The following is a 23,529-nucleotide window of genomic DNA, read 5'->3' on the forward strand; positions in this document are numbered from 1 at the left end:
GCCCTGCGCCTGCGCGCCGGCAGCGCGGCCGGGCGGGCGCTCTCCGACCTGATCCGCAGGATGCCGGCGGTGCGCGCCCACGGGGCGGCGGCCTTCGAGCGGGGCCGCCTCGCCGCGAAGGGGGCCAGCACCCGCAACGCGCTGGAAGCCTCGGAATCGGCCCTGGCCTATGCCCGCGCGCCCGCCCTGGCGCTCGCCATCCTGCTCCCCGCCATCGTCGTCGCGGTGGCCCTCTGGCGCGGGCACGACGGCACCACGGCGCCGGTGGAGCCGGGGGCGCTCCTCGCCGCCGGCGGGGGCTTCGCCCTCGCGGTGGTGGCGCTGACCGTGACCCTGCGCACCCTCGGCCTGCACCGGGCCCTGGCCGCCCCCTTCCGCGAGGTCGCCCTCGGCGTGCCGGCCCTCGAAGGCCGCGCCGCCGCCCGGCCGAGCACGCCGGTGGCCTTTCCCGAGGGCGGCGCCCTGGTGGCGCAGGGGGTCGGCGCCTACGACCCCGCCACGGGCGAGCGGCTGGCCGGGGTGGACGTCACGCTGCCGATGCCGGGCCACGCCGTCATCCTGGGCGAGCGCGGCAGCGGCAGCCGGGTCCTGGCCGCGATCCTGGCGGGGCAGCTCGAGCCCTCCGCCGGTGCCGTCACCTACGGGGGGCTCGACCTGCGCGCCTTCGAGCCGGAGGAGCGCGCCCGCCGCATCGCGCTGGCCGGCGCCGAGGCCATCCTCATCGAGGGCACCCTGCGCCAGAACATCCTGTACGGCGCCGCCGTCGCCCCGGACCGGGACGACCTCGTCGCGACCTTGAGGATCACCGGCCTCGACGCCTTCGCGTATGCGCGCGGCCTCGAGGGCACCGTCGACCCGGCGGCCGAGCCCGAGATCGCCCGCGCGGTGGTGGCCGCCCGCCGGGCGGTGCGCGAGGCGCTGGCCGCCGACAAGGCCGGGCGCCTCGTCGAGCCGTTCGACCCGGCCCGCTACAACCACCAGGCCACGGTGGGCGAGAACATCCTGTTCGGCGAGGCGGTGGGGCCGGCCTTCGCGCCGGACCACATTGCCGCCCATCCGTACCTGCGCGCCGTGCTGGAGGCGGAGGGCCTGAGCCGCCCGCTCACCGAGATCGGCCTGCAGGTCGCCCGCAGCCTGGTGGAGATCTTCGCGGACCTGCCCGACGACCACCCGCTCTTCGAGACCTTCTCGCTGTTCCCGGCCTCCGAGCGCGGCTTCTTCGAGGACCTCGTCGGGCGCCAGCCCGAGGCGAAGGGCTGGCGGCGCGGCCCCCCGGGCCAGCGCGACCGCAAGCGCCTGATCGGCCTGGCGCTGCGCTACAGCGAGACCCGGCACCGCTTCGGCCTCATCGACGCCGCCTTCGAGGAGCGGCTGGTGGCGGCGCGCCGCTCCTTCGCCCGGCTGATGCCGGCGCACCTGCGCCCGCATGTCGAGTTCTACGATCCGGGCCGGCTCACGGCGGCCGCGAGCCTGGAGGAGAACATCCTGTTCGGCCGCATCAACGGCGAGGAGGCCGGCGCCGAGGCCAGGGTGCGGGCCCTGGTGCGACGGGTGCTCGCCGACGAGGGCCTGGAGCCGGCGGTCTATCGCCTGGGCCTGGAGAGCCGGGTCGAGCCGGGCCTCGCCGGGGGCGGCGCCAGCCTCGGCGAGAACGCCATCGGCCCGCGCGAGCGCATCGCCATCGACCTCGCCCGCTGCCTCGTGCGCCGGCCCGACATCGTCGTGGTCGCCATCGCGCTGGAGGACCCCAAGCCCGAGGAGATCCGCGCGCGCCTCTCCGCCCTGCGCGCCGCCCGGGCCGGATGCGGGCTCATCGTCTGCCTGCCGGATGCGGGGATCCTGGCGGGCGTCGAGTCGTTCGACGCGGTGCTGCGCGTGGAGCGCAACACCGTCGTCGCCGCCTGAAGCACGGGAGAACCGGGCCGGGCGCGGGTTTTACGAGCGTCCCCTATTGCCGCCCCATTGCGATGGGATAGGCAGAAGGACGTGCATCGTGCACGGGCGTCCGCGATCCGCGGGCGGGTCGCTCCTCCAGGGCCGCGCATGGTCGTCCCCTCCCGAAGTCCGGTCCGCCTCGCGCTGCCGGCCTTCCGTGTCCTCGGGGTTCTCCTCGCCGCGGGGACGCCGATCGCGGCGCGGCCGGCTCTGGCCCAGTCGGCCAAGGCCTCGGCGCCGATCCCGGCCGCGACCCTGGCGCTGATGCAGGCCAGGGGCACCACCGCCTCGGCCCCGGTGCTGTTCCGGGCCTACAAGCGGGAATCCGAGATCGAGGTCTGGAAGCGGGCGGCCGGCGGGCGCTTCGTCCACGTGAAGACCTTTCCGATCTGCCGCTGGTCGGGCCAGCTCGGACCCAAGCGCAAGACCGGTGACCGCCAGACGCCGGAGGGGTTCTACACCGTGCCCCAGCGCCAGATGAACCCAAATTCGAGCTACTACCTCTCTTTCGACGTCGGCTATCCCAACGCCTACGACCGGGCCCAGGGCTCCACCGGCTCGGCCGTGATGGTGCACGGGGTCTGCTCGTCGATGGGCTGCTTTGCCATGACGGACGGGGTGGTGGGGGAGATCTACGCCATCGCCCGCGAGGCCTTTGCGGGCGGGCAGGCGGCGTTCCAGTTCCAGTCCTATCCGTTCCGGATGACGGCCCAGAACATGGCCCGCCACCGCACGGACCCGAACATCGTCTTCTGGCGCCAGCTCAAGGAAGGCTCCGACCGGTTCGAGGCCCTCGGCGAGGAGCCGGCCGTCGGCGTGGCCGGAGGGCGCTACGTCTTCGCGCCGTCAAAGGACCCCGCCAAGGAGGCGCTGGTCGCGGCCCGCCGCAACGCCGAGGAGGCGCGCATCGCGAGCCTCGTGGAGGAGGGGAGCGCGGCCGTGCGCACCACCTATTCCGACGGGGCGCAGCACCCGTTCTGGGCGGCGCTCGCCGCCAAGGGCACCTCGCTCGGCGATGTCAGCCGCCCGGAAGCCCTCGCGTATGCGGGCCAGGAGGTGGTGGTCATCGCCGCGCGTCCACGGCCCGTCCAGGTCGCCGAGGCGGTGTGGTCGCGCTGGATCGCACCGGACTCGCCCCTCTCGCGCACGCGGATGCCGGGCTTCGTGCCGGCCCACGAGCAGGCGGGCTCGCGCTTCGCCCCCCTCGTGGCCACCTATGCGCAGACCTGGCCCCGCCTCGTCGGCCTCACCCTCTCGGGCGCGCTCGCGCCGCCGGATTTCGGTCTCTCCCCCGGAACGGTCTCGGCCAAGGCCCCCGTCGAGGTGGTGGCGCAGCGGTGACATGCGCCCTGTTGCACCCCCGCAACGGGGTTCGCCACAGCGTCCGGGCGTTCCGGCACCGGCGCCCGGCCATGTGCGGGCTCGCACATCGGGTGCACGGCCGGCTTACTACCTCAGGACTTGTTCCACTTCGATCCCGGCAACATGCTGATCGCCGACCCGTGAGGATTGGATCGCGTCGGCGCGACGAAGGGCTCCCGACCCTCACGGGATCGGGGCACATGGTAATCGAGCGATGACCCTCACCCCGCGTCCCCTTCCGGACGACGCCCTCACCCTGAAATTCTGGGGTGTGCGCGGCTCCACGCCCGTCAGCGGGCCGGACTACACCGAGTTCGGCGGCAACACGCCCTGCCTCGAGATCCGCTGCGGCGAGCGCCTGTTCCTGCTCGATGCCGGCTCGGGCCTCAACGCCTGCGGCCGCCACCACCGCGACGCGCTGCCCAAGGAGATCGACCTCCTCTTCAGCCACCTGCACCTCGACCACACCGCCGGGCTGCCCTTTTTCAAGCCGGTGGTGCTCGACCCTTCCCGCACCATCAACACCTATTGCGGCAACCTCGACGGGACCAGCGCCGCGGCGGCCCTCGACCGGCTGTTCTCGCCGCCGCTGTTTCCGGTCACCCTCGACATCATCCCCTGCCGCCTCGCCCATCACGGCTTCAGGGCAGGCGAGCGCCTGACCTTCGCGGACGGCGCCACCGTCGACACCATCCTGCTCAACCACCCGCAGGGTTCGGTGGGCTACCGCTTCGAGCATGCGGGGCGCCGGCTCTGCGTGATCAGCGACATCGAGCACAGCGATCCCTGGCCCGACACGGCCCTGATGGACTTCGTCCGGGATGCCGACCTCGTCGTCTATGACGGCATGTTCACCGAGGGCGAGTACCCGGTCTGCCGGGGCTGGGGCCACTCGACCTGGCAGAAGGGCGTGGAGCTGGCCAAGGCCGCTGGCGTCAAGGCGCTCGCCATCATCCACCTGCACCCCTGCCACACCGACGCGATGCTGCTCAGCGTGGAGGCGGACATGCAGGCCGCGATGCCCACCGCCTTCATCGCCCGCGAGCGCCAGACCATCGCCGTCGGCGAGCCGGTCGGCGAAGTGGTCGGCGAAGTGACTGGCACCGTGCCGCCCCTGGCCCTGGCGCGCAGCGCCTGAGGCGCGGACGCTCCTCCCCTACGAGGGGCGGGACATCCGGGATCAGGCCGCCTCCTCGCGCCCGACCCGGCTGTGGCGCCGGCTCCAGGCGAAGTAGATGACGAGGCCGATGGCGAGCCAGACGATCAGGCGCAGCCAGGTTTCCCCGTCGAGCGACACCATCATGGCAAAGCAGCTCACGATGCCGAGGATCGGCACCAGAGGCACCAGGGGCGTGCGGTAGTCGCGCCGCGCGTCCGGCTGCGTCCGGCGCAGGATGATGACGCCGACGCAGACCAGGATGAAGGCGAGCAGCGTGCCGATGCTGGTCATGTGGCCGAGCTGGGAGATCGGCAGGAAGCCGCCGAGCGCGCTCGTGAACACCATGAAGAACAGGTTCGAGCGGTAGGGCGTCTTCCAGGTCGGGTGGATCTTGGAGAAGAAGCCCGGCAGCAGCCGGTCCTGGCTCATGGAGTAGAACACCCGGCTCTGGCCGAGCAGCAGCACCAGGATCACGGTGGAGAAGCCCGCGATCACCCCGAGCGTCACGAGGCTGCGCAGCCAGGGAAACGGCGTCTGCGCGATGGCGGTGTTCACCGGCGCCGCGTCGCCCTTCATCTGGTCGTAATGCACGAGTCCCGTGAGCACGCCCGCGAAGGCGATGTAGATCACCGTGCAGATGGCCAGCGACCCCAGGATGCCGATCATCATGTTGCGCTGGGGGTTCTTGGCTTCCTGCGCGGCGGTGGAGACCGCGTCGAAGCCCACATAGGCGAAGAAGACGACGCCGGCCCCGCGCATGATCCCGCTCCAGCCGTACTCGCCGAAGGTGCCGGTGTTCTCGGGGATGAACGGCACGTAGTTCTGCGCCTTGATGTAGAACAGGCCGACGCCCACCACGACCGCAACCACGGCGAGCTTGATCAGCACCACCACGGCGTTGACCCGGGCGGATTCGCGGATGCCGATCATCAGGAGCGCGGAGGCCGCCACGATGATGAAGATCGCCGGCAGGTTGACGAGGCCGTGCGCGGTCGCGCCGTCGGCGAGCGTGTAGGTCTCGAAGGGCGAGTGGATCAGGCTCGGGGGCAGGTTGATCCCGAGGCTGTCGCGCAGGAAGCGGGTGACGTAGCTCGACCAGCTCACCGAGACGGTGGCGGCCCCCACCGCGTATTCGAGCACGAGGTCCCAGCCGATGATCCAGGCCACGAACTCGCCCATGGTGGCGTAGGCGTAGGTATAGGCCGACCCCGCCACCGGGATCATGCCGGCGAGCTCGCTGTAGCACATGCCCGCGAAGGCGCAGGCGATGGACGCGATGGCGAACGAGATCACCACCGCCGGCCCCGCGTGCTCGGCCGCCGCGATGCCGGTGAGCGAGAACAGGCCGGCGCCGATCACCGCGCCGATGCCCAGCGCGATCAGGCTCCAGGGGCCGAGGGTTCGGGCGAGCTTGTTCTCGCCGGCCTCCGCGTCGCTGTTCAGCCGCTCCAGCGATTTGATGCGCGTGAGATCGCCCGCGAGGCCTGCCGCCATGGGTTCGTCCTATCCTGGTCCGAGATGCGGAACCGCGCCGCGCCGCGTGCGGGCCTGCGCGGCGATCTTGGCAAGTGCCAGGAGCGCTGGCAAACGACGAATCCACTCGCCGGCAGGTTTTGGACCGTCGGTCCGCGTCACGGACGCGTGATCGCGGCGGCGGCCGCCTCCGATCCTTCGATCAGCGGCGCCAGGATGGCGCGTGCGCGCGCCGTGATCGCCGGACCGGCGGCCTCGGGCGTTCCGGCCGCGAAGGGCGGGGCCGGGGCGTATTCGGCCACCAGCTGGCTGGTGCGGGCGTCGTCCGCCCCGCGCAGGCGGGCTGACAGCGCCAGGGCGAAGTCCAGCCCCGCCGAGATCCCGGCGGCCGTGACCCGGTTGCGGTCGAACACCACGCGCTCGTTCACCGGGATCGCGCCGAGGCGCGGCAGCACGCGGTCGCGCACGCACCAGTGCGAGGTGGCGCGGTAGCCGTCGAGGAGGCCGGCGGCCCCGAGGATCAGCGAGCCGGTGCAGACGCTCGTGACCCAGCCCGCCCGCGCCCCGCGATCCCGCAGGAACGCGAGGATCTCGGCGTCCCGCATCTGTGCCGGCGTGCCGTCGCCGCCGGGGACGAACAGCACGTCGAGGTCGCGCGGGCAGGTCGCGAACCCTTCGCCCGCCACGAGGGTCAGGCCCGTATCGGAGACGACCGGGCCGGCGGTGCGCGCCACGAGGTGCAGGTGTCCCCCGGCGATGCCCGCGAGGAGGTTTTGGGGACCGACGAGGTCGAGGGCGGTCATGCCGGGAAAGAGCAGCATCGCGATCCGCAGCGGCGCGGGCTCCGGCCCGGCGGGCGAGGGGGCGGGCCCGTCTTCCGCCGCCGCTGCACTCGTCGAGGCCACGGCCACCGTCCCCGTCGCCAGCGCGGCGGCGAAGGCGCGGCGGTTCAGCCCCGGCCCCGGGCTCACGATTTCGGTCCGGCCTCGAACGATTGGATCGCCCGGATCACGGCGGCCGCGCGGTAGGGCTTGGTGAAGAACACGCTGCCCTCGATCAGCCGGGGCGGCGTCTGCGAGAAGCCTGTCGCGTAGATCACAGGCAGGCCGGGGCGCAGGCTGCGCGCGGCTTCGGCGAGTTGCCACCCGTCCATCTGGCCGGGCAATCGGATGTCGGTGAACAGGATGTCGATGGAGGTCTCGGCCTCGAGGATGTTCAGGGCGATCTCGGCCGTGGCGGCCTGGAGGACCGAGAAGCCGGCATCCTCGAGGTCGGCGGTGATGACTTCGAGGAGAAGAGATTCGTCTTCGACCATCAGAATTCGGTGTTTGGGTGCGCCGCTCATCGTCATCGCGTTCCGTCAGGCGAAACCGAGGCGTGGTGCGGGGCTGATTCGAGCAGCCTCTCCCCCCGGCTTGACCGACGATAACTCGGTTCGCTCCCGTGGCAAGTAGAGCCGGACCGTGGTGCCGTGTTCGGGCTGGCTGATGATCTCGGCGTGGCCATCGGATTGCTTGGCGAAACCGAACACCTGGGACAGGCCGAGGCCGGTGCCTTCGCCCACCGCCTTGGTGGTGAAGAAGGGCTCGAAGGCGCGGGCGAGGACCTCGGCGCTCATGCCGGCGCCGCTGTCCTCCACCGAGATCGCGACGTGATCGAGGGCCCGCAGGCCCGCGATGCCCGCGGCTTCGGCGGCCGGCACGTTGCGTGTGCGGATCACCGCCTGTCCGCCCCCGGGCATCGCGTCGCGGGCGTTCACCGACAGGTTGAGCAACGCGTTCTCCAGCTGGTTGGCATCGACGCGGACGGGCCAGAGATGGGGGGCGAGCACCATCTCGGGTGCCTCGACGGTGCCGAGCGCGCCGCGCAGGAGTTCCGACAGGTCGCGGATCAGGCGGTTCGGGTCGACCGAGACCGGCTGGAGGGGCTGGCGCCGGGCGAAGGCCAGCATCTTCTGCACCAGGGCGGCCGCGCGCTCGGCCCCGTTCATGGCGCCGCGCAGGGAGCGATGGGCGCCGCTCTCGGCGGGCAGGAACCGCTCGATGCGGTCGAGGTTGCTGATGACGACTCCGAGCAGGTTGTTGAAGTCGTGCGCCACGCCCCCGGTGAGCGAGCCGATCGCCTCCATCTTCTGGCTCTGGCGCAGCATGTCCTCGGCCCGGTCCCGTTCGGCATAGGCCTCGCGCAGGGCGTCGAGGGCCGCGTCGCGCTCGCGCACCCGCGCTTCGAGCTCCGCGTTGGCGGTGCGCAGCTGGGCCGGCGAGGGGAGGGCGAGGGCCTTGGGCAGCAGCACCCAGAGCAGGATCGCGGTGACGATGGAGGCGGCGGCCGTCACCGCCTTGACCGCGGCTTCGAGGGCATAGTCCGGCACCCACAGGGTCCAGATCTCGAACAGGTGGGTGGTGCCGCAGGCCATGATGAAGAGGGCGAAGGCCCAGAACATCCAGCCGAACACGACGTCGCGTCGGCGCGTCACGAAGACGCCGAGCGCCACCGGAATCGTGAAGTAGGCGAGCGCGATGATGGCGTCGGAGATCACGTGGGTCCAGATCAGCTCAGGCCGCCAGAGCAGGCAGATCCCGTGCGGCGCCAGGCTGGTCCGATCGAGGAAGCCGGTCAGGGTCTCGAGCATGTCGGGCCTCGGCGGATCGGCGCTGGAATGGAGGGGTTCTCCCACGGCGGAAAGAACGCCGACGAACCTTAACCTGAAGATCATCCGTCGTCGCGGACAAAAATTGTCCTTTCGGGTGAGCCAATAACGCTCAATTCTGTCTCGGACGGGTGGACCGGTGATATTCGCAAGCTCAGGCCGCGCGCCCTGCTTGCCGCGGGCGGACGGACCCGCGCCGGGGCCGCGGCCCTTTCGAGGGCGGCCGGATCGCGTTCGGTGGATCCGGCCGGCGCGATAGGCGCCTCCGGGATCGCGCTACTCCAGCACCAGTTTGTAGCTCTGGCCGGCCCGCACGCCGGCGCCGCGCTCGAGCCCGTTGAGGACCAGGAAGCGGTCGAGCGCCTTGTCGGGCACCACCATGCGCTGCGCGAGCATCTCGGCCGTCTCGCCCGGGGCGGCGGTGACCACCACGAGCCGCAGGGGACGCAGGCTCCGGGTCTCGGCGGGGTCGATGGTGGACAGGCTCTCGGTCCAGCGCCGGAATGCGCCGTCCGGGTCCGTGCCGCCCTTGGCCGCCATGATCATCCGGAAGGTGGTCTCGCCGACCCGGATCGCGGCGAGGCGGAAGGTCCAGTCCTTGCCGCGCGACAGGGCGGTCACCGCCGGATTGCCCGCGACCATGCGGTTCTCCAGGGAGCCGGGCTCGATCACGTCGTTCCAGGTGGCCTTGAGCACCGCGTCGAGGCCCTGGCCGGCATGGCTCTCGACCTGATCGAAGAGCAGGCGTCGGCTGCCCTCGCCGGTGGTGCCGAGCACGGCGCTGCGGGTGTTCTCGATCGAGAAGCCCTCGGGCACCTCGAAGGCGATGCCGAGGCCGGGATGCAGGAAGCGGCGCCCGCGCACGAGGCCGTCGCCCGGATTGTCGCCGTAGGCGATGCCGTCCACGGCGGCGAGGTAGCGGGCGCGCTCGTCGACGCCGAGGCCGGGCGCGCCGATCAGGCGGGCGGCCCGGGTGACGAGGGTGATGCGCTCGGCGGTGCCCGGATGGGTCGCCAGCATGTCGGGCTCGCCCGCCATGCCGGTGCCGGTCTTCAGGGCCGTGGTCCGGTTGAGCGCGGTGAGGAAGCGCCCCGCGCCGAAGGGGTCGTAGCCCGCGCGGGCGAGGGTCCGCACGCCGACGCCGTCGGCCTCCAGTTCCTGGTCGCGCGAGAAGCGCGCCAGGGCGAATTTCGACTGGCTCTGGAGCTGCGCGCCCGTGACGGGGTCGTTCAGCACGTCGGCCACGACCTTGCTGACGAGCTGCGAGCGCAGCGCCAGTTCGGTGCGCGCGGTGGCGTGGCGCAGGGTGACGTGGGCGATCTCGTGAGCCAGCACCGCCGCGATCTCGGAGGTGTCGCTCGCCAGCGCCAGCAGCCCGCGCGTCACGTAGAGCCGGCCGCTCGGCAGCGCGAAGGCGTTGATGACCGGGGAATCGAGCAGGGTGACCGCGTAGGTCTCCTCGGGCCGTTCCGTGGCGCGCACGAGGCGGTCGGTCACCTCGGTGAGGAGCTTGAGGCTCGCGGGGGCGCGGTATTCGCCGCCGAAGGAGGATACCAGCTTGGCATGGTCGGCGTCCGACCCGCTGCGCTCGCGCCCCGTGGTGCGCGGCGCCTCGCGCGGCACCGTGATCACCGCCGGCTGCACCGTAGCGCCGGTCTGGTCGCCGATGCAGCCCGTGAGCAGCAGGGCCGGGAACAGGGCCGCGAGGGCCTGTGCCCGCGCGCGCGCGGTCCTGCCGGATGTCGGAGATGCCAGGGAGGTGCGGATCGAGGCCATGCCGTTCAGCGCCGCGGCGCCCGCTCCCCGTCCAGAACTTCGATCATGTCCGCGCTCGCGACGTCGAGGGTCGGACCGCGCCAGGCCTCGAGCCTGCCCCGGACGCGAACCTCGCGGCCCCGCAGGCTCGCCGCACTCAAACCACGTTCCTGCAAGTGGCGCCAAGTGCGTTTCGACACGGTGACCGTGAGCCCGTCCTCGCCCTTGCGCGCGAAGTCGAGATAGGTCCGCCGCGCCCGCTCGCCGACCCAGAGCACGCGGCCCTGCGTCACCACGAAGCGCCCCATCCGGGCCCGAAGCGCCGCGCCGTCGCGCACGTCCGGGCTCGCCGCGCTCCAGAGGCCGCGCCCGGCCCGCCGCGCGCCCGCCTCCAGGCCGAGGAGGGCGGGCCGGCACAGGGTGTCGCCCTCGCCGGCATCGACCTGGGCCAGCCCGGCCGCGACGAGCCCGCCCGTCAGGTCGGCGGGCTCCGCATCCGCCGGGGCGGCCGTGCCGGGATCGGGCTCGACGGTGGCGTCGACATGGGTCCGGCCCCAGCGGTCGGTCTCGCCGCGCGCCACCAGAGTCAGGCCGCGCCCGCGATGCCGGAGGAGCCAGGCTTGCGCCGCAGCGGCCACGGCCGCGTCCTCGGGCCATTGCAACCCGTCGAGCACCGCGCGGGCGCCGGAGGCGAGGACGAGTTCGCCGCGCGGACCGAGGCCGGCCAGGACATCGGCGCGCGAAGGCGCCGCCGCGCAATCGGGCGCGGCCTCGGCCGGGCGCGGCTGCGCGAGGACCGCGAGGGCGGCGGCGAGCAGCGTTCCGGGTCCGATCGGCGATCGTCGATGCGCCACCCCCACGAAGTCCGCTCCCGGCCGGTCTGTGCGAATCCGCGTTCATTGTGCCGTCCGGACACGGGTCCAGGCAAGGAAGCGCGAGCCATCGGCGCGACGGTTCATGCCGCATTGCGGCAGGATCGCCACAGGTCCACGGATGCGCCCATGCGCGCCGTTCCGGTTGGCGGGTCGGCTCGATGATGCTAGGACGCCTGCGGTGAGTCTCCGTAGCTCAGCTGGACAGAGCACAGGTTTCCTAGATCACAATTGGGCGTCGCGAGGGGAAACCGCGCGGCGGATCCGCTCAAATTCGGGGAACGCCCACCGTCCGCGTCTTGCGGACGCGGCCGATCCCGAGCCAAGCCCGGATGTCCGCCCGTAACGGGGCGCCGGGACGGTGTAGAGACTAGACGGGCGGCACCTAAGGGCCCTGGCGACGGGACCTACGGTGAAGGGATAGTCCAGACCACGAACGCGTCCCTTGCGGGGCGCGGCGGCGGAAGCCGAAGTGGGATGAAACCTGGGGTCGCAGGTTCGAGACCTGCCGGGGACGCCACCATACTTCACGCCCTTGTCCGGGCTGAAATTCTGAAACCGTCATTCGCCTGCGCGCGGCCCGTTACGGGATCCGGGCGGTTCCATTGCGATGACCCCGATGCCGGATCTCGCCCTGGAACAGGCCGGACATCCACCGCTCATCGCCAGCGCCAGCGGCGTTTTCGCGCTGGACCGCGCGAGCAACCTCGCCCATCGGCCATCGCCCGGGCGTCAGGCCTTCGTATCGTCGAGACGACCCCGAACGTAGCCCCGGGAGATCAGCCGGCTTTGCGCGCGGGCCCGCCTGTCGCCTTCCATGAGGTCGGCCAGGGCGTCTGTGATGGCGATGCGGAGGGCCTGCCCCTCATCGCCTTGCGTGGTCGTGAGATAGGCCTGCGCGATGGCCTCGATGGGGCAGGTCTGGGTGGGGCAGGACGAGGCGGGTGGCGGTGTGTCTTCTCTCGGTGCCACGCGATGCTGTCCCTTCGATCCGTCATGAGAACGAATAGGGAACACGTAGCAGCCTGCCGGGTTCGGTCAAGGGCCGCGTCGGACAGCGATGAAGTGAAGAACCGGCGAGGCAGGCGAGCCATGGTCCCCCTCCCGCCCCGCCAGTTCGAACGGTCTACGCTCTCCCGCGAGGGCGCGATGTGAGCCGACGCACGTGGGCGAATGCCGACACCTCAGTGCTCCGTGCCCGGCATGTTCGGCCTCGGCGGCCCCCCGTGATCCTTGATGAGGTTCGATCGTTCGGGATCGCCCTTCAGGTCCGCGACCTGGTTGCGTGCCGCGAGGGCGAGGAAGCCGATGCCCCCGAGCGTGCCCAGCGCCAGGATCAAAAGTGGATAGCCGCTGCTCATCGGTCGCGATCCCCTCCGGCCCCCGTTCGAGACGAGGAATGATGCACAATGCTGCAAGGCAAGCGGGGACGCGCAGGAAAGTTCCGGATGCGACCGGGCCTCGCCGTGGGCGGCGGCGGTTGAGGAGGCCACCCGGCACCCTCGCTCGCCTGACACGATCAGCCCGCGGGACGACAACCTCGATCACGCAAAACCGAGTTTATCCGCCCCCGGCAAGGGCCTGCGGCCCGAGGTCTGCCCCTATGCGGAGGACACCGGGACGCAGACGCAATGGACCGCCGGGTGCGATGATGCTGCGGCGAAGGCGGGGCGGGCCAGCAATCGGGGCATCACCGCAGGCCGTACGTTAACGTACGGCAACTCCGCAGCCTGACCTGGGTTAATTTCGGATGCCCCGTTACTTCCTCAACATCCGCGATGGCGCCGATGTCATCGAAGACCTGGAAGGCAGCATCCTGCCGGACATCGAGGCCGCTTGCCGCGAGGCGGTCGCCGCCGCACGGGACATCCTCGCGGAGAAGCTCCGGGCCGGTGAGGTGATGGACGGACAGGTCTTCGAGATCACGGACGAGGCCGGCATCGTGCGTGCCCGGTTGCCGCTGAAGGAGGCGCTCCGGCTGGCGTGACGCGGCCGGCCGACCTCCGCCTCGACGGCCTACAATCCTCGGATCACCGCGATCACGATCAACGTGAGGACCGCCGAAACGAGCAGCGAGCCGAGGCAGCCGAGGCGGTTGGAGAAGAAAAAGAACATACCCGACAAGCGCTCGGACGGCGGCTCGGTTCTCTCGAGCGACCTCGAAGGCTGCACGGGGGCCGTGAGGGTCCCCGCGCCGCGGCTTGGTCCCGCCCTGACAGGCGAGGGTCAGTCGTAAGGGTCGAAATCCGGACCGTGATGCCGGAAGCCGACCGGACGCGGGCCGTAGGGGCGGTGGTCGTAGAAGCGCTCCCGATCGACGACGACGTCACGGATCACCGGGCGCGGCCGGTAGACCACGGGGCGCTCCTCGATGACCTCGCGGACGACGCGGCGCGGCACATAGACGGGCGGCCGCTCGATGATCTCCTCGCGCACGATCCGCTGTGGCTGGACGACACGTTGCTCGACGACGGTGCGCCGGGTCACCACCGTCTCGGGCTCGTCGTACCCGCCATAGCCGAAATCGGCGGCCTGTGCGGTCACGGAGCCGGCGCCGAGGCAAGCTCCCAGGGTCAGCGCGGAGATCGCGCCCAAGGCTGACAGTCTCATCGTCTTCTCCTTCCAACGCGACACGAATTCCCACGCGACACGAACCATCCAGGGACGGTCGACCCTAGGAACTCGCATGAGCCCGCTTTGGACGCGTCGCGATCGGCGAAAATCGCCCGGGTGTGCGTCCGAACACTTCGCAACCCGCAATGGTCGTGTCGCTCGCAGCGATCGCGATCGAGGATCGGCGCCGCGCGAGACCGCCGTGCCTGGATGAGGGCGACGCACCTGGACGAGGCCGCTGTGCCAGAACATCGCACGGCGTTGCGGCGTTACCCGATGCGTGCTTCACGCCAACATCAGGGAGAAAAACGCCATGACGGCTATCGCACGGACCCTTACCGTTGCCGGCACCCTCGCCCTCGCTGCCGGCACCCTCGTTTTTGCTGCCGGCACCCTTGCCCTCGGGCCGGCCGCCCTCGCGGCCGAGGGGGGCTCGGGCACGACCAAGTCGGGCACCCTGAACAGCACCGGCCCGAACGATGCCGGCGCCGGCTCGTCACCGGGCGCCAGCGGCAGTGGTCCCTCGACGGGCGACAAGAGCCGCTCCGGCACCGCCAACAGCACCGGGGCCAACGATGCGGGCTCCGGGTCCTCGCCGGGAGCATCGGGCAAGGGCGCCAGTTCCCCGACCCGCTGAGACCGGGACGAGATGCCGGGCGTGCGGCCGGATCCCGACGGGACGCCGGCCTCACGTTCGGCCCGAGGCCTGTTCGGGGATACTCCGCCGCGTCTCTTCCACCGGCGACGACCTGCGCGATCCCGTGGGGCGTCGCCGGAACGGGACGGCGGCTTGACCGCGAGGCGCCGAGTGCCGATAGGCTGCCGACCCCACAGGAGCGTTCATGGCTGGCCTCAAGGACAAGCGCGGCTTCATCGACAAGGAGCGCCTCGACCTCTCCGAGCGCAAGGCCGTGGAGTTCTGGATGAAGCGCTGGGGCGTGACCCAGGATCAGCTCACGGCGGCGCACCGGAAGGTGGGGCGGATGACCAAGGATATCGCGGCGGAACTGGGCAAGAAGCGTTAGGCCCCGCGCGCGAGGCCTCGTTCGACGGGCGGAGCCGGTTGCGTTTCGCGGCGTGTGGAGTTCACGGATGCCCCGCTACTTCTTCCATACGCAGATCGGCGACGACGTCGTGACGGACGAATCCGGTTCGGAGCTGCGCGATGCCGACGCCGCCTGGACCGTGGCGCGCGAGACCATCTGGGCCACGATGGCCGAGCCCCGCAACCAGACCCGCCTGATCGGGGCCTGCCTCGTCGTCACCGATGAGGCCGGCGACGTGGTCTTCGAATTTCCGTTCGCCGAGGCGATGGTGTCGTCGCCCGGAGCGGACGGAACGCTGCACTGAGAGCCGGACGTCCTCAGGGCTTGCGGGTCGGCGAGGCTTCCTCGATCGCCGCCTGATGGTACCAGCTCTCGGCGAACGCCATCTGCGTGGCCCGCGGCGGCGTGGACGCGTCACCCGACTTGCCGGTCACCTTCAATCCGAGCCCCCCGGTCTTGCCCGACATCTGCGCGCGGCTCGCAAACGGAAGGATGGTTGCCGTATGTTGATGATGTCCCATAGTCATGGAAGATGATGTCCCTTTGTGCACTGCGCTCGCGCCGTGACAGGACCAGAGTATAGGCACCTTCCCGGGTGATTGCATCGCTGCCGGATGCAGAAAACAGCATGATGCGAGAAATATAGGCGTGCTGAATATTCCCCCATCTTCGGTCAATGCCACTGACCGAAACGTGGCGTGGAGGCCCGCAACACTTCCTTCACCCTGTCCGCCGCGAACCCGCCGATGACGCTCCGGCGCGCTGATCGATGTGCGCTGGCGCAGTGCCGTGCCCCGGGCACGAAGCTAGACCGCTCGCTCTCGGGACCGGGGCGTGAGGACGATGACGGTGAGGGCGACGATTTGCAGGGCGACGATTTGCAGGACGATGTTTTGCAAGCGGCGTGCGAGGTCGAAGGTGATGCTGGTGCTGACGCTGCTGGCCTTCCTCACGACGGGACGGGCGCCCGGCATGCGCGAGTTGCGCAATCCCGATGCGGAAACCGCCGGGGGCCGCGTCACGCATGCCCTGAAGCGCGACCTGGTGTGATCGGCGAGACTGGTCCGATCAGAAAGACCGGTCCGCTCGGCAGGATTGGTGTGAGAAGCAGGACATGCGGCTGACAATGCCGTGAGGTTGCCGCCAGGGCGCAGGGGACAAGCCGGCCGGGCGGCGCGTCCCGGCCCCCGGCGGGTTTGACGGGTGCCGGGACGGGACCTACCGTCCGGCGCCGGCCGAGCGAGAGCGACCGAGAGCCATCCGGGGTTCCCGATCCCGGCCGCCCGGAGCCTTCGCGGCGGGCGCACGGGGCGGAGCATCGACACACGGGATGGCAGGGCAGAAGACCGACGCGCGTGACGTGCATGTGGGGCAGCGGATCGCCGAGCAGCGCAAGAAGGCGTCCCTGACCCAGAAGCGGGTGGCCCTGAGCTTCGGGATGTCCGCCGCGCAGCTGCAGAAATACGAGAAGGGCACCAATCGCATCAGTGCGATCCACCTCGACACCTTCAGCCGGATGACCGGCGTGCCGGTCGCCTACTTCTTCGACGGGCTCGAGGAGGCCGACGCGGCGTCCGGGCCGGGCCTGTCCGAGCCGCGCCAGCGCGCCTACCAGCCCGATCCCGCCGCCAACCCCTGGGAGGGCCTCGCCGACGTCGTGGCCCGGCACGTGACCGAGCATTTCTCCGACGCGGACAGGCGGCGGCTCGCGGCGGCGGTGCAGGCCCTCGGGCATAAGCTCGGAGACTGATTTACCGTCCGTTTCGTTCGCTTTGGCGAATTCATCCGCTTTTTCGTCTTGACCGCCGGACGGACGGCTGACAGACACTTCGCCGTCAGAACCATCGGGTGAGGCGCCGCGACATCCTGGGCGCATCCAGACATCGGGGGCCTTGAATGCCGCGTTCCAACTACCTGTTCACGAGCGAGTCGGTCTCCGAAGGCCATCCGGACAAGGTCTGCGACCGGATCTCCGACACCGTCGTCGACGCCTACCTCGCCGTGATGCCGGAGGCCCGCCTCGGCGTCGAGACCCTGGCCACCACCAACCGCATCGTCATCGCGGGCGAGGTGCGCGGCCCCGATTCCGTGACCTTCGACCACCTCGAGCACCTCACCCGCGAGGCGGTGAAGGACATCGGCTACGAGCAGTCGGGCTTCCACTGGAAGAACAACGACATCGCGATCCACCTGCACGCCCAGTCCGCCGACATCGCCCAGGGCGTGGATTCGGCCGGCAACAAGGACGAGGGCGCGGGCGACCAGGGCATCATGTTCGGCTACGCGTCCGACGAGACGCCCGAGCTGATGCCGGCGCCGATCTACTACGCCCACAAGATCCTCAAGGACCTCGCCGACGCCCGCAAGGGCCGCCAGGGCGACGCCGCCAAGCTCGGCCCCGACGCCAAGAGCCAGGTCACGGTCCGCTACGAGAACGGTCGCCCGGTCGGCGTCACCCAGATCGTGCTCTCCACCCAGCACGTCGACGAGTCCCTCGACTCGGCCGACGTCCGCGCCATCGTCGAGCCCTACATCCTCGCCGCCCTGCCGCAGAACTGGGTCTCCGAGGAGACGGTCTGGCACGTGAACCCCACGGGCAAGTTCGTCATCGGCGGTCCCGACGGCGACGCCGGTCTCACCGGCCGCAAGATCATCGTCGACACCTACGGCGGCGCCGCACCCCACGGCGGAGGCGCCTTCTCGGGCAAGGACCCGACGAAGGTCGACCGCTCGGCGGCCTACGCGGCCCGCTACCTCGCCAAGAACGTGGTGGCGGCGGGCCTCGCCACCCGCGCCACGATCCAGCTCGCCTACGCCATCGGCGTCGCCAAGCCGCTCTCGATCTACGTCGACCTGCACGGCACCGGACAGGTGGACGAGGCCCGCCTCGAGAACGTGCTGATGAGCGCCCTCGACCTGTCGCCCCGCGGCATCCGGACGAAGCTCGGCCTCAACAAGCCGATCTACGCCCGCACCTCCGCCTACGGCCATTTCGGCCGGGCGCCGGACGCCGATGGCGGCTTCTCCTGGGAGCGCGTCGACCTCGCCGACAGCCTCAAGTCGGCCCTGGCCTGACCCCATGACCCTGGGGCGGGACGATTCCCCGCCCCATCCGGGCGGGCACCCGGCCGGTCCGGGCGGGCACCCGGCCGTTTCGGTCGGGCACGATGCGGAAGGCGCCGAGCGCGCCTTCTACGGCCGCCGCAAGGGCAAGCGCCTGCGCGCGGGCCAGGAGCAGCGCCTCGTCGAATTGCTGCCGGTCCTGCGGCTGACCCTGCCGCCACCGGGCGCGTTCATCGATCCGCAGGCGCTGTTCCCGGTTCCCACCGACGAGGTCTGGCTGGAGATCGGTTTCGGCGGCGGCGAGCACCTCGCCGCCCAGGCCACGCGGAATCCGCGCACGGGCATCATCGGCGCCGAGCCCTTCGTGAACGGCGTCGTGAAGCTGCTGCGGGCGGTGGACGACGGTGCCCTGCGCAACGTCCGGGTCTGGGACGAGGACGCGACCGCCCTCCTGGCCGCCCTGCCGGATGCGAGTCTGACCCGGGTCTATCTCCTCTACCCCGATCCCTGGCCCAAGCGCCGGCAGCGCAAGCGCCGCTTCGTCTCGGATGCCTCGCTCGCCGAGATCGCCCGCGTGCTGAAGCCCGGCGGCCTGTTCCGCTTTGCCAGCGACATCGACGATTACGCCGGCTGGACGCTGGTGCGCGCCGCGCGCTGCCCGCAACTGGCCTGGACCGCCGAGGCGGCCCGGGACTGGACGCGGGCCTGGGCCGATTGGCCGGGCACGCGCTACGAGGCCAAGGCCCTCGCCGCCGGCCGTCCTCCGAGCTACCTCGAATTCCGGCGCGTCTCGCCCGCCTGAGTTGCGAACGTGGCGCGGGGACCGGGACACGGTCCCGTCAGCGGGTCGGCGGGCAAAACCCGTGATACCACCCCTGGGCGGCCTTGTTCCGCGCGACCTTCGGTTGTCTGATGGCGCCCGGTCGGGGGCCGGCCGGTGACCCGCGGCCTTCTGCGGCGAGCGAGGATGTGGAGTGCAGGACGCATCGAACCCGCCGTCCGGAGACGGCGACGCGGATGCGCACCTCCGGGCGGTCGCGTTCGCGCAGGCTCCGGTGGGCATCCTCGTCGTCGATGGCGCGGGCCTGATCCGCGAGGCCAACCCCGCCCTCTGCGACCTCCTCGGCTTTCCGGCCGGTGCCCTGAACGGGCGCGCCCTCTCGGCCCTCGGGGCCGTCGCGCCGCGCGCCTGCATCCGGCGATGGCTGCGCGCGGACGGCACCGGTCTCGACCTGCGCATCCGTCCCTCCCGGCCCAGCGGCGACTTCCAGGTCCTCATCGTCGAGGCCGTCGACCCCGACGAGGTCGTCCGGGCCGATGAGAACCGCGCCGCCCTGACCGCCGCCGGGCTCGGCGAGTGGCGCTACGACTTCGCCGACGGGCAGGTCGCGCTCTCGCGCCGGGCGGCCCACATCCTCGGCCACGCGCCCGGTGCCGCCGTCAGCTGGGTCGGCCTCCAGGCCGCCCTGGAGAGCGGCGAGACCGACCGCATCCGGGCCCAGGTCCGCGCCTCGCTGCGGGAGGCCAAGCCCTTCGCCCTCGAATGCCGCCTGCGCCGGGAGCGCGACGGGGTCGCGATCGACGTGGAGGTCCGGGGCGAGGCCATCCTCGGGACGGATGGGAGGCGCCGGCCGGTCGCCGTGGTCGGGGTGATCGAGGACGTCACCGCCCGCGTCGAGACGCGCACCGCCCTGCGCGCCGGCGAGCAGCGCCTGCGCATCGCGACCTCGCTCGCCGCGCTCGGCATCTTCGAGTGGCACATGCTCGACGACCAGGCGATCTGGGAGAACGAGCGCATGTTCGCGATCTTCGGGCGCAGGCCCGCCGACGGAGCTTTGGGAAAACGCGAGTTCCTCGACGTCGTGCTCCATCCGGAGGACCGCCCGGCCTTTCGCGCCGCCATCACGCGGGCCCTGCGGGAGGACAGCGTCCTGGAGGCTACGGGCCGCATCCGCCGCCTCGGCGACGGGGCCTGGCGCGTCCTCGATTTCGCCGGACGCTTCGAGCGGGACGGCCGCCACCGGCTGCCGCGCCGCCTGATCGGGGTCGTCGCCGACGTCACCGAGCGGCGCCTGGCCGAGGAGCGCCAGACGCTGCTGATCCGCGAGCTGCATCACCGGGTGAAGAACACGCTCGCCACGGTGCAGGCGATCGTCGGCTCCACCGCCCGCACCGCCTCCAGCATCGAGAGCTTCTACGAGGCCTTCGTGGGGCGGATCATGTCCCTGGCCCACACCCACTCGGTCCTCACCGAGGACACCTGGCAGACCGCTTCGCTGCGCAACCTGCTCGCCAACGAACTCAAGCCCTATGCGGAGGGCGCGCTGGAGGAGGGCCCCGACGGGGATGCCCGCATCCAGCTCGTCGGGCCTTCGATCGACATGTCGTCCGAGATCGCCGTGCCGATCGGCATGGCGATCCACGAACTCACCACCAACGCGGCGAAGTACGGCGCCCTGTCCAATCGCGAGGGCCGGGTGGCGATCACCTGGGCCGTCGAGCCCGGCGGCCCGGCGGGGATCTTGCGCTTCTCCTGGGTGGAGAGCGGCGGACCCCCGGTCAGCCCGCCGACGCGCCAGGGCTTCGGCTCGCGCCTCCTCCAGCGCGTCCTGACCGCCCAGGTCCGGGCCGAGGTGACCATGACCTATCCGCCCGAAGGCTTCTGCCTGACGATGCTGGCGCCGCTGCCGGCCCGCAACGACGCGCTCAACCCGCTGACCTGATCACGGCAGCCCGGCACCGCGCACGATCGTGCGGCTCGTCTCAGCGCAGGCCGCGCGCCGCCATTTCCTCGGGGGCCTGCTCGGCCGCATCCTGGCGCGCGATCAGCGTGGCGAGATCCATCGGCCGGTATCCGCACGCATCCGCGCCGACGTCGCAGGCGCGGCTGGTATCGGGCAGGCAGGCGTGGGTGTGCCCGTAGAAGTGCCGCGTCTCCCGCCAGAACCCCGGCCAGGACCGATGCGGGTAATGCGAGAGGAAGAGCCGCCAGGCCCGGCCATCCGCGTCCTGTACGGTGATGCGGGCGCTCTCCACGGGCGGCTCGGCCCAGGCCAGATCGAGCACGCGGTTGGTGTCGTGGTTGCCGCGCACCAGGCGCTTGATCCCGTTGAGCCGGGCGAACACCGCGGCACAATGCGCGCGGCTGGCATCGGCGGCGAAATCGCCGAGGTGCCAGACCGTGTCGCCGGCCGAGACGACCGCGTTCCAGCGCGCGATCAACGCTTCGTCGTGCGATTCCACGGAGCGGAAGGCGAAGCGCCGCCGCTGCACGAGGGGGGCATCGCCGAAATGCGTGTCGGCCGTGAAGTACGTTGCCATGCGGTTCGCGAAGTGAGCACAGGCCCGGAAGGTGCCCGGACGCTCACGTGGCGCGGGCCGCGCGCGCAGCAAGCCGGCGCGACATCAGGTCTGGTTCTCGCCCACGGCGCCCGGCCTCCAAACGGGAGGCGGCGGCTTCGATGCCGCCGCCTCCGAGGAGCCTCAGGCCGCCGCGTCGGCCTTGCGGGGACGCCCAACGCGCCGGGCGGGCTTGGCCTCCTCCGATGCGTCCGGCTGCGCCTCGTCAGAGGCCGTGGCAGATGCGTCCTTGCGGTGGTTCCCGAGCCCGAGGGAACGCGCCAGCTCCGAGCGCTGGGCCGAATAGCTCGCCGAGGTCATCGGATAATCGACCGGCAGGCCATGCTTGGCCCGGTAGGCCTCGGGCGTGAGGCCACGAATGGTCAAGTGCCGGCGCAGCGTCTTGTAGGGCTTGCCGTCCTCGAAGCTGATGAGGGCATCCGGCGTGATCGACTTCTTGATCTGCGCGGGGGTCGGCTTCTCGACCTCGTCTTGCGCGGACTTGGCGGTTCCGCCCGAGGCAAGACCGCTGATGCCCGCGTAGACGCTGGCCAAGAGGTTGCCCAGTTCGCTTGCCGGGATGGAATTGTTGGAAACATAGGCCGACACGATTTCGGCAGCCAGCACAACGTAATCGGTCTGCTGCTCTGGGGTGACGTCTTCCATGTTCTTGCGGTCCTCAAGGTGCGAAGCGGATTGTCTAAGGGGCAGGATCGGGAGGAAATCAATCTTTATCTTCGCGGATTCGCCGCGACGCCCAATTTTCAACCGCGCGGAATCGCCGACGTCGCGCGATGACGCTCGTCGAGCCCCTCGACGGCCAAGCTGCCGTCTTCCGGTGCCTGTGACGACAGGCGGCGGAGGTCCGATGAATGTGGCCGAAGGGCTTGGGCGGTACTCCGCCACGCCATGCAGAATGGTGCATCGATCCACGTTAGGGATGCATTAACCTGCTGGACAGGACCGCAATCGCCGGCCCATGATCGGCGTCCGCGGGACAGCGGGGAGGGGACGTCCGATGCGTGGTGACTGGCTCTGCGACACGCCCCAGGGCGTCTTCCGGATCACGCGAACGCGCCTCGCGCAGAACGAGTGCTACGTCGTTCTGCTGGACGACGACCTGCTCGGCACGTGCGAATCCGCCGAACAGGGGCTCAAGTTGCTGACGGAGGAGCGCGCGTTCAAGGTCGCTTGCGGCCTCGACATCGCCCGGCTTCCGATCCCGCGCACGCTCACGGGCTGGACCTTCGCGCCGGCGGCATCCTGAACGCGCCGCCCCCGGCCCATTGGGGCGGTTACTCCGCCTACCCCTGCGGTGAGGCCCGCTGGGCCAGCCGCAACGCCTTCAGCCGTACGGTCTTCTCATCCTGCACGCGGCTCGCATCGTGAAGCTCGGCCCAGGCCGCATGCGCGATCCGCTCGCGCTCCGCCCCCTTGGCGGCCTTGGTCTCGAGACGGTCGACGACGTGGCTTGGCTGATCGGACATGAATTCTCCTACGCTGCCGAGAAGCTTTCAATAGGGCATCCGTCCGACAAAGTCGCCCTATATCACGCGGGAAGCCTTCATTAAGCACGCGCAACACGATCCAGGAACGCATTGCGCCGCGCAATGCTTCCCGTCGTATGTCGCATCTGGAGCTTCTTCTCGAAGGCTTGAAAGCCAGACAGCACGACCTGCTTGTGCAGGCGGACGGCAACGGTTCGCGCGTCTGCCGGACACTCCTCAAGCGCATTGCCGAACTCGAGAACGCCATCCTCTCCATCGAAGCCCTGATCGAGGATCGGTGAGGCGACAGCCGCGCGTGAAGGCGACAGCCGCGCGCGTGAGGGCGACCGCAGGGCTGGCGTGATGGGCGAAGGCCGGGTCCTGCCGTCGATTGTGCGGGCCGCGCCCGCTCAGCCCTTCATCGCCTGGAAGGGGCGCAGCAGCCAGGCGAGACGGCCCGCGTCGTCGTCGTCCTCGCTCGCCGGCCGCGTCCGGGGCGGATTGCTGGGCGGCGCGGCCTCCGGTTCGGCGGCACCCTTCATGATCTGCCCGAGCAGGGACGGCAGCACGACGCCGTGCTCCTGCAGCAGCAGGGCGGCATCGAGGAGGAAGCGGATGTGGTCGTCGGGGACCGGGCGTCCCTCGATCTGGGATTCGAGGACGTTGCTGGCGAGGTGGGCCGCGAGCCGTGAGAGTTCCGGCAGGCGGTCCGATCCGCCGGATCCCTGGAGTGCGGGTGCGAGAGCGCTGCTCATGTGACATCTCCCCGAGCGGC

The 23,529-nt window shown here is 71.0% G+C and carries 28 protein-coding genes; 14 read left to right on the plus strand and 14 right to left on the minus strand.

What is annotated here, in order from left to right; all coding sequences use genetic code 11:
• The 3 genes from JWQ05_RS07420 to JWQ05_RS07430 all read left to right on the plus strand — a co-directional run.
• Window positions 1–1,905 (plus strand): ABC transporter ATP-binding protein (locus tag JWQ05_RS07420; protein ID WP_299656892.1); only part of this gene is annotated, 1,905 nt, incomplete at its 5' end.
• 138 nt (window positions 1,906–2,043) lie between these two features.
• A complete protein-coding gene (locus tag JWQ05_RS07425) occupies window positions 2,044–3,276 on the plus strand; it encodes a murein L,D-transpeptidase family protein (RefSeq protein WP_299656895.1) in 1,233 nt (410 codons plus the stop codon).
• Between the two features lie 235 nt (window positions 3,277–3,511).
• Window positions 3,512–4,435 (plus strand): MBL fold metallo-hydrolase, encoded by a 924-nt coding sequence (locus JWQ05_RS07430; protein WP_299656898.1) that lies wholly within the window; start codon window positions 3,512–3,514, stop codon window positions 4,433–4,435.
• 42 nt (window positions 4,436–4,477) lie between these two features.
• Here the strand turns inward: JWQ05_RS07430 and JWQ05_RS07435 are convergent, their stop codons facing one another.
• The 8 genes from JWQ05_RS07435 to JWQ05_RS07470 all read right to left on the minus strand — a co-directional run bounded on the left by JWQ05_RS07435 (window position 4,478) and on the right by JWQ05_RS07470 (window position 12,567).
• Entirely contained in the window at window positions 4,478–5,950 is a 1,473-nt protein-coding gene (locus tag JWQ05_RS07435) for an amino acid permease (RefSeq protein WP_299656901.1), read from the minus strand.
• Between the two features lie 137 nt (window positions 5,951–6,087).
• On the minus strand, window positions 6,088–6,750 hold the full coding sequence (locus tag JWQ05_RS07440; protein ID WP_299657122.1) for a DJ-1/PfpI family protein: 663 nt from the start codon (window positions 6,748–6,750) through the stop codon (window positions 6,088–6,090).
• 146 nt (window positions 6,751–6,896) lie between these two features.
• On the minus strand, window positions 6,897–7,244 hold the full coding sequence (locus tag JWQ05_RS07445) for a response regulator (RefSeq protein WP_299656905.1): 348 nt from the start codon (window positions 7,242–7,244) through the stop codon (window positions 6,897–6,899).
• A gap of 45 nt (window positions 7,245–7,289) precedes the next feature.
• Window positions 7,290–8,561, minus strand: a complete 1,272-nt coding sequence (locus JWQ05_RS07450; protein ID WP_299656908.1) for an ATP-binding protein — start codon at window positions 8,559–8,561, stop codon at window positions 7,290–7,292.
• Window positions 8,562–8,855: 294 nt separating this feature from the next.
• Window positions 8,856–10,355, minus strand: coding sequence for a M48 family metalloprotease (locus JWQ05_RS07455; RefSeq protein ID WP_299656911.1), 1,500 nt, complete (start codon window positions 10,353–10,355; stop codon window positions 8,856–8,858).
• A 5-nt stretch (window positions 10,356–10,360) separates the two neighbouring features.
• Window positions 10,361–11,188 (minus strand): DNA-binding protein, encoded by an 828-nt coding sequence (locus JWQ05_RS07460; RefSeq protein ID WP_299656915.1) that lies wholly within the window; start codon window positions 11,186–11,188, stop codon window positions 10,361–10,363.
• Between the two features lie 750 nt (window positions 11,189–11,938).
• Window positions 11,939–12,178, minus strand: coding sequence for a hypothetical protein (locus JWQ05_RS07465; protein ID WP_299656918.1), 240 nt, complete (start codon window positions 12,176–12,178; stop codon window positions 11,939–11,941).
• 212 nt (window positions 12,179–12,390) lie between these two features.
• The gene (locus tag JWQ05_RS07470) at window positions 12,391–12,567 is read right to left on the minus strand and encodes a hypothetical protein (protein WP_299656921.1); all 177 of its coding nucleotides are present in this window, start codon (window positions 12,565–12,567) and stop codon (window positions 12,391–12,393) included.
• 389 nt (window positions 12,568–12,956) lie between these two features.
• On the opposite strand from JWQ05_RS07470, the gene JWQ05_RS07475 reads away from it, so the two are divergent.
• Window positions 12,957–13,193, plus strand: a complete 237-nt coding sequence (locus JWQ05_RS07475; RefSeq protein WP_299656924.1) for a hypothetical protein — start codon at window positions 12,957–12,959, stop codon at window positions 13,191–13,193.
• Between the two features lie 239 nt (window positions 13,194–13,432).
• On the opposite strand, the gene JWQ05_RS07480 is transcribed toward JWQ05_RS07475, so the two are convergent.
• Complete coding sequence (locus tag JWQ05_RS07480; protein WP_299656927.1) at window positions 13,433–13,816, minus strand: hypothetical protein; 384 nt, start codon at window positions 13,814–13,816, stop codon at window positions 13,433–13,435.
• Between the two features lie 316 nt (window positions 13,817–14,132).
• On the opposite strand from JWQ05_RS07480, the gene JWQ05_RS07485 reads away from it, so the two are divergent.
• The 3 genes from JWQ05_RS07485 to JWQ05_RS07495 all read left to right on the plus strand — a co-directional run bounded on the left by JWQ05_RS07485 (window position 14,133) and on the right by JWQ05_RS07495 (window position 15,169).
• Window positions 14,133–14,456 carry a hypothetical protein gene (locus JWQ05_RS07485; protein WP_299656930.1) on the plus strand — a complete coding sequence of 108 codons (324 nt, stop codon included), beginning with the start codon at window positions 14,133–14,135 and terminating at the stop codon, window positions 14,454–14,456.
• Window positions 14,457–14,661: 205 nt separating this feature from the next.
• A complete protein-coding gene (locus JWQ05_RS07490; protein ID WP_299656933.1) occupies window positions 14,662–14,844 on the plus strand; it encodes a DUF3606 domain-containing protein in 183 nt (60 codons plus the stop codon).
• 67 nt (window positions 14,845–14,911) lie between these two features.
• Entirely contained in the window at window positions 14,912–15,169 is a 258-nt protein-coding gene (locus JWQ05_RS07495) for a hypothetical protein (RefSeq protein WP_299656936.1), read from the plus strand.
• 13 nt (window positions 15,170–15,182) lie between these two features.
• Here JWQ05_RS07495 and JWQ05_RS07500 read toward each other — a convergent pair whose 3' ends face one another.
• Complete coding sequence (locus tag JWQ05_RS07500; protein WP_299656939.1) at window positions 15,183–15,332, minus strand: DUF2735 domain-containing protein; 150 nt, start codon at window positions 15,330–15,332, stop codon at window positions 15,183–15,185.
• A 454-nt stretch (window positions 15,333–15,786) separates the two neighbouring features.
• Between JWQ05_RS07500 and JWQ05_RS07505 the strand changes: the two genes are divergently transcribed.
• The 5 genes from JWQ05_RS07505 (at window position 15,787) to JWQ05_RS07525 (ending at window position 20,651) form a co-directional block, all read left to right on the plus strand.
• Window positions 15,787–15,915, plus strand: a complete 129-nt coding sequence (locus JWQ05_RS07505) for a hypothetical protein (RefSeq protein WP_299657137.1) — start codon at window positions 15,787–15,789, stop codon at window positions 15,913–15,915.
• A gap of 280 nt (window positions 15,916–16,195) precedes the next feature.
• Window positions 16,196–16,615 carry a helix-turn-helix transcriptional regulator gene (locus JWQ05_RS07510; protein ID WP_299656942.1) on the plus strand — a complete coding sequence of 140 codons (420 nt, stop codon included), beginning with the start codon at window positions 16,196–16,198 and terminating at the stop codon, window positions 16,613–16,615.
• 146 nt (window positions 16,616–16,761) lie between these two features.
• Window positions 16,762–17,940 carry a methionine adenosyltransferase gene (gene metK, locus JWQ05_RS07515; protein ID WP_299656945.1) on the plus strand — a complete coding sequence of 393 codons (1,179 nt, stop codon included), beginning with the start codon at window positions 16,762–16,764 and terminating at the stop codon, window positions 17,938–17,940.
• A gap of 4 nt (window positions 17,941–17,944) precedes the next feature.
• Entirely contained in the window at window positions 17,945–18,730 is a 786-nt protein-coding gene (locus JWQ05_RS07520; RefSeq protein WP_299656948.1) for a tRNA (guanosine(46)-N(7))-methyltransferase TrmB, read from the plus strand.
• 172 nt (window positions 18,731–18,902) lie between these two features.
• Complete coding sequence (locus JWQ05_RS07525) at window positions 18,903–20,651, plus strand: HWE histidine kinase domain-containing protein (RefSeq protein WP_299656951.1); 1,749 nt, start codon at window positions 18,903–18,905, stop codon at window positions 20,649–20,651.
• 40 nt (window positions 20,652–20,691) lie between these two features.
• On the opposite strand, the gene JWQ05_RS07530 is transcribed toward JWQ05_RS07525, so the two are convergent.
• Together JWQ05_RS07530 and JWQ05_RS07535 are read right to left on the minus strand one after the other, a co-directional pair.
• The gene (locus JWQ05_RS07530; RefSeq protein ID WP_299656953.1) at window positions 20,692–21,249 is read right to left on the minus strand and encodes a metallophosphoesterase; all 558 of its coding nucleotides are present in this window, start codon (window positions 21,247–21,249) and stop codon (window positions 20,692–20,694) included.
• A gap of 162 nt (window positions 21,250–21,411) precedes the next feature.
• Window positions 21,412–21,933, minus strand: a complete 522-nt coding sequence (locus JWQ05_RS07535) for a MucR family transcriptional regulator (protein ID WP_299656956.1) — start codon at window positions 21,931–21,933, stop codon at window positions 21,412–21,414.
• 352 nt (window positions 21,934–22,285) lie between these two features.
• Here JWQ05_RS07535 and JWQ05_RS07540 point away from each other — a divergent pair, with 352 nt between their 5' ends.
• A complete protein-coding gene (locus tag JWQ05_RS07540; protein WP_299656959.1) occupies window positions 22,286–22,534 on the plus strand; it encodes a hypothetical protein in 249 nt (82 codons plus the stop codon).
• 37 nt (window positions 22,535–22,571) lie between these two features.
• Here the strand turns inward: JWQ05_RS07540 and JWQ05_RS07545 are convergent, their stop codons facing one another.
• A complete protein-coding gene (locus JWQ05_RS07545) occupies window positions 22,572–22,754 on the minus strand; it encodes a hypothetical protein (protein ID WP_299656962.1) in 183 nt (60 codons plus the stop codon).
• 167 nt (window positions 22,755–22,921) lie between these two features.
• Between JWQ05_RS07545 and JWQ05_RS07550 the strand changes: the two genes are divergently transcribed.
• On the plus strand, window positions 22,922–23,056 hold the full coding sequence (locus JWQ05_RS07550; RefSeq protein WP_299656965.1) for a hypothetical protein: 135 nt from the start codon (window positions 22,922–22,924) through the stop codon (window positions 23,054–23,056).
• Between the two features lie 108 nt (window positions 23,057–23,164).
• Here JWQ05_RS07550 and JWQ05_RS07555 read toward each other — a convergent pair whose 3' ends face one another.
• Window positions 23,165–23,509 carry a hypothetical protein gene (locus JWQ05_RS07555; RefSeq protein ID WP_299656969.1) on the minus strand — a complete coding sequence of 115 codons (345 nt, stop codon included), beginning with the start codon at window positions 23,507–23,509 and terminating at the stop codon, window positions 23,165–23,167.
• Window positions 23,510–23,529 lie beyond the last annotated feature (20 nt).

Source organism: Methylobacterium sp. (genome assembly GCF_028290105.1).
GTDB lineage: Bacteria > Pseudomonadota > Alphaproteobacteria > Rhizobiales > Beijerinckiaceae > Methylobacterium.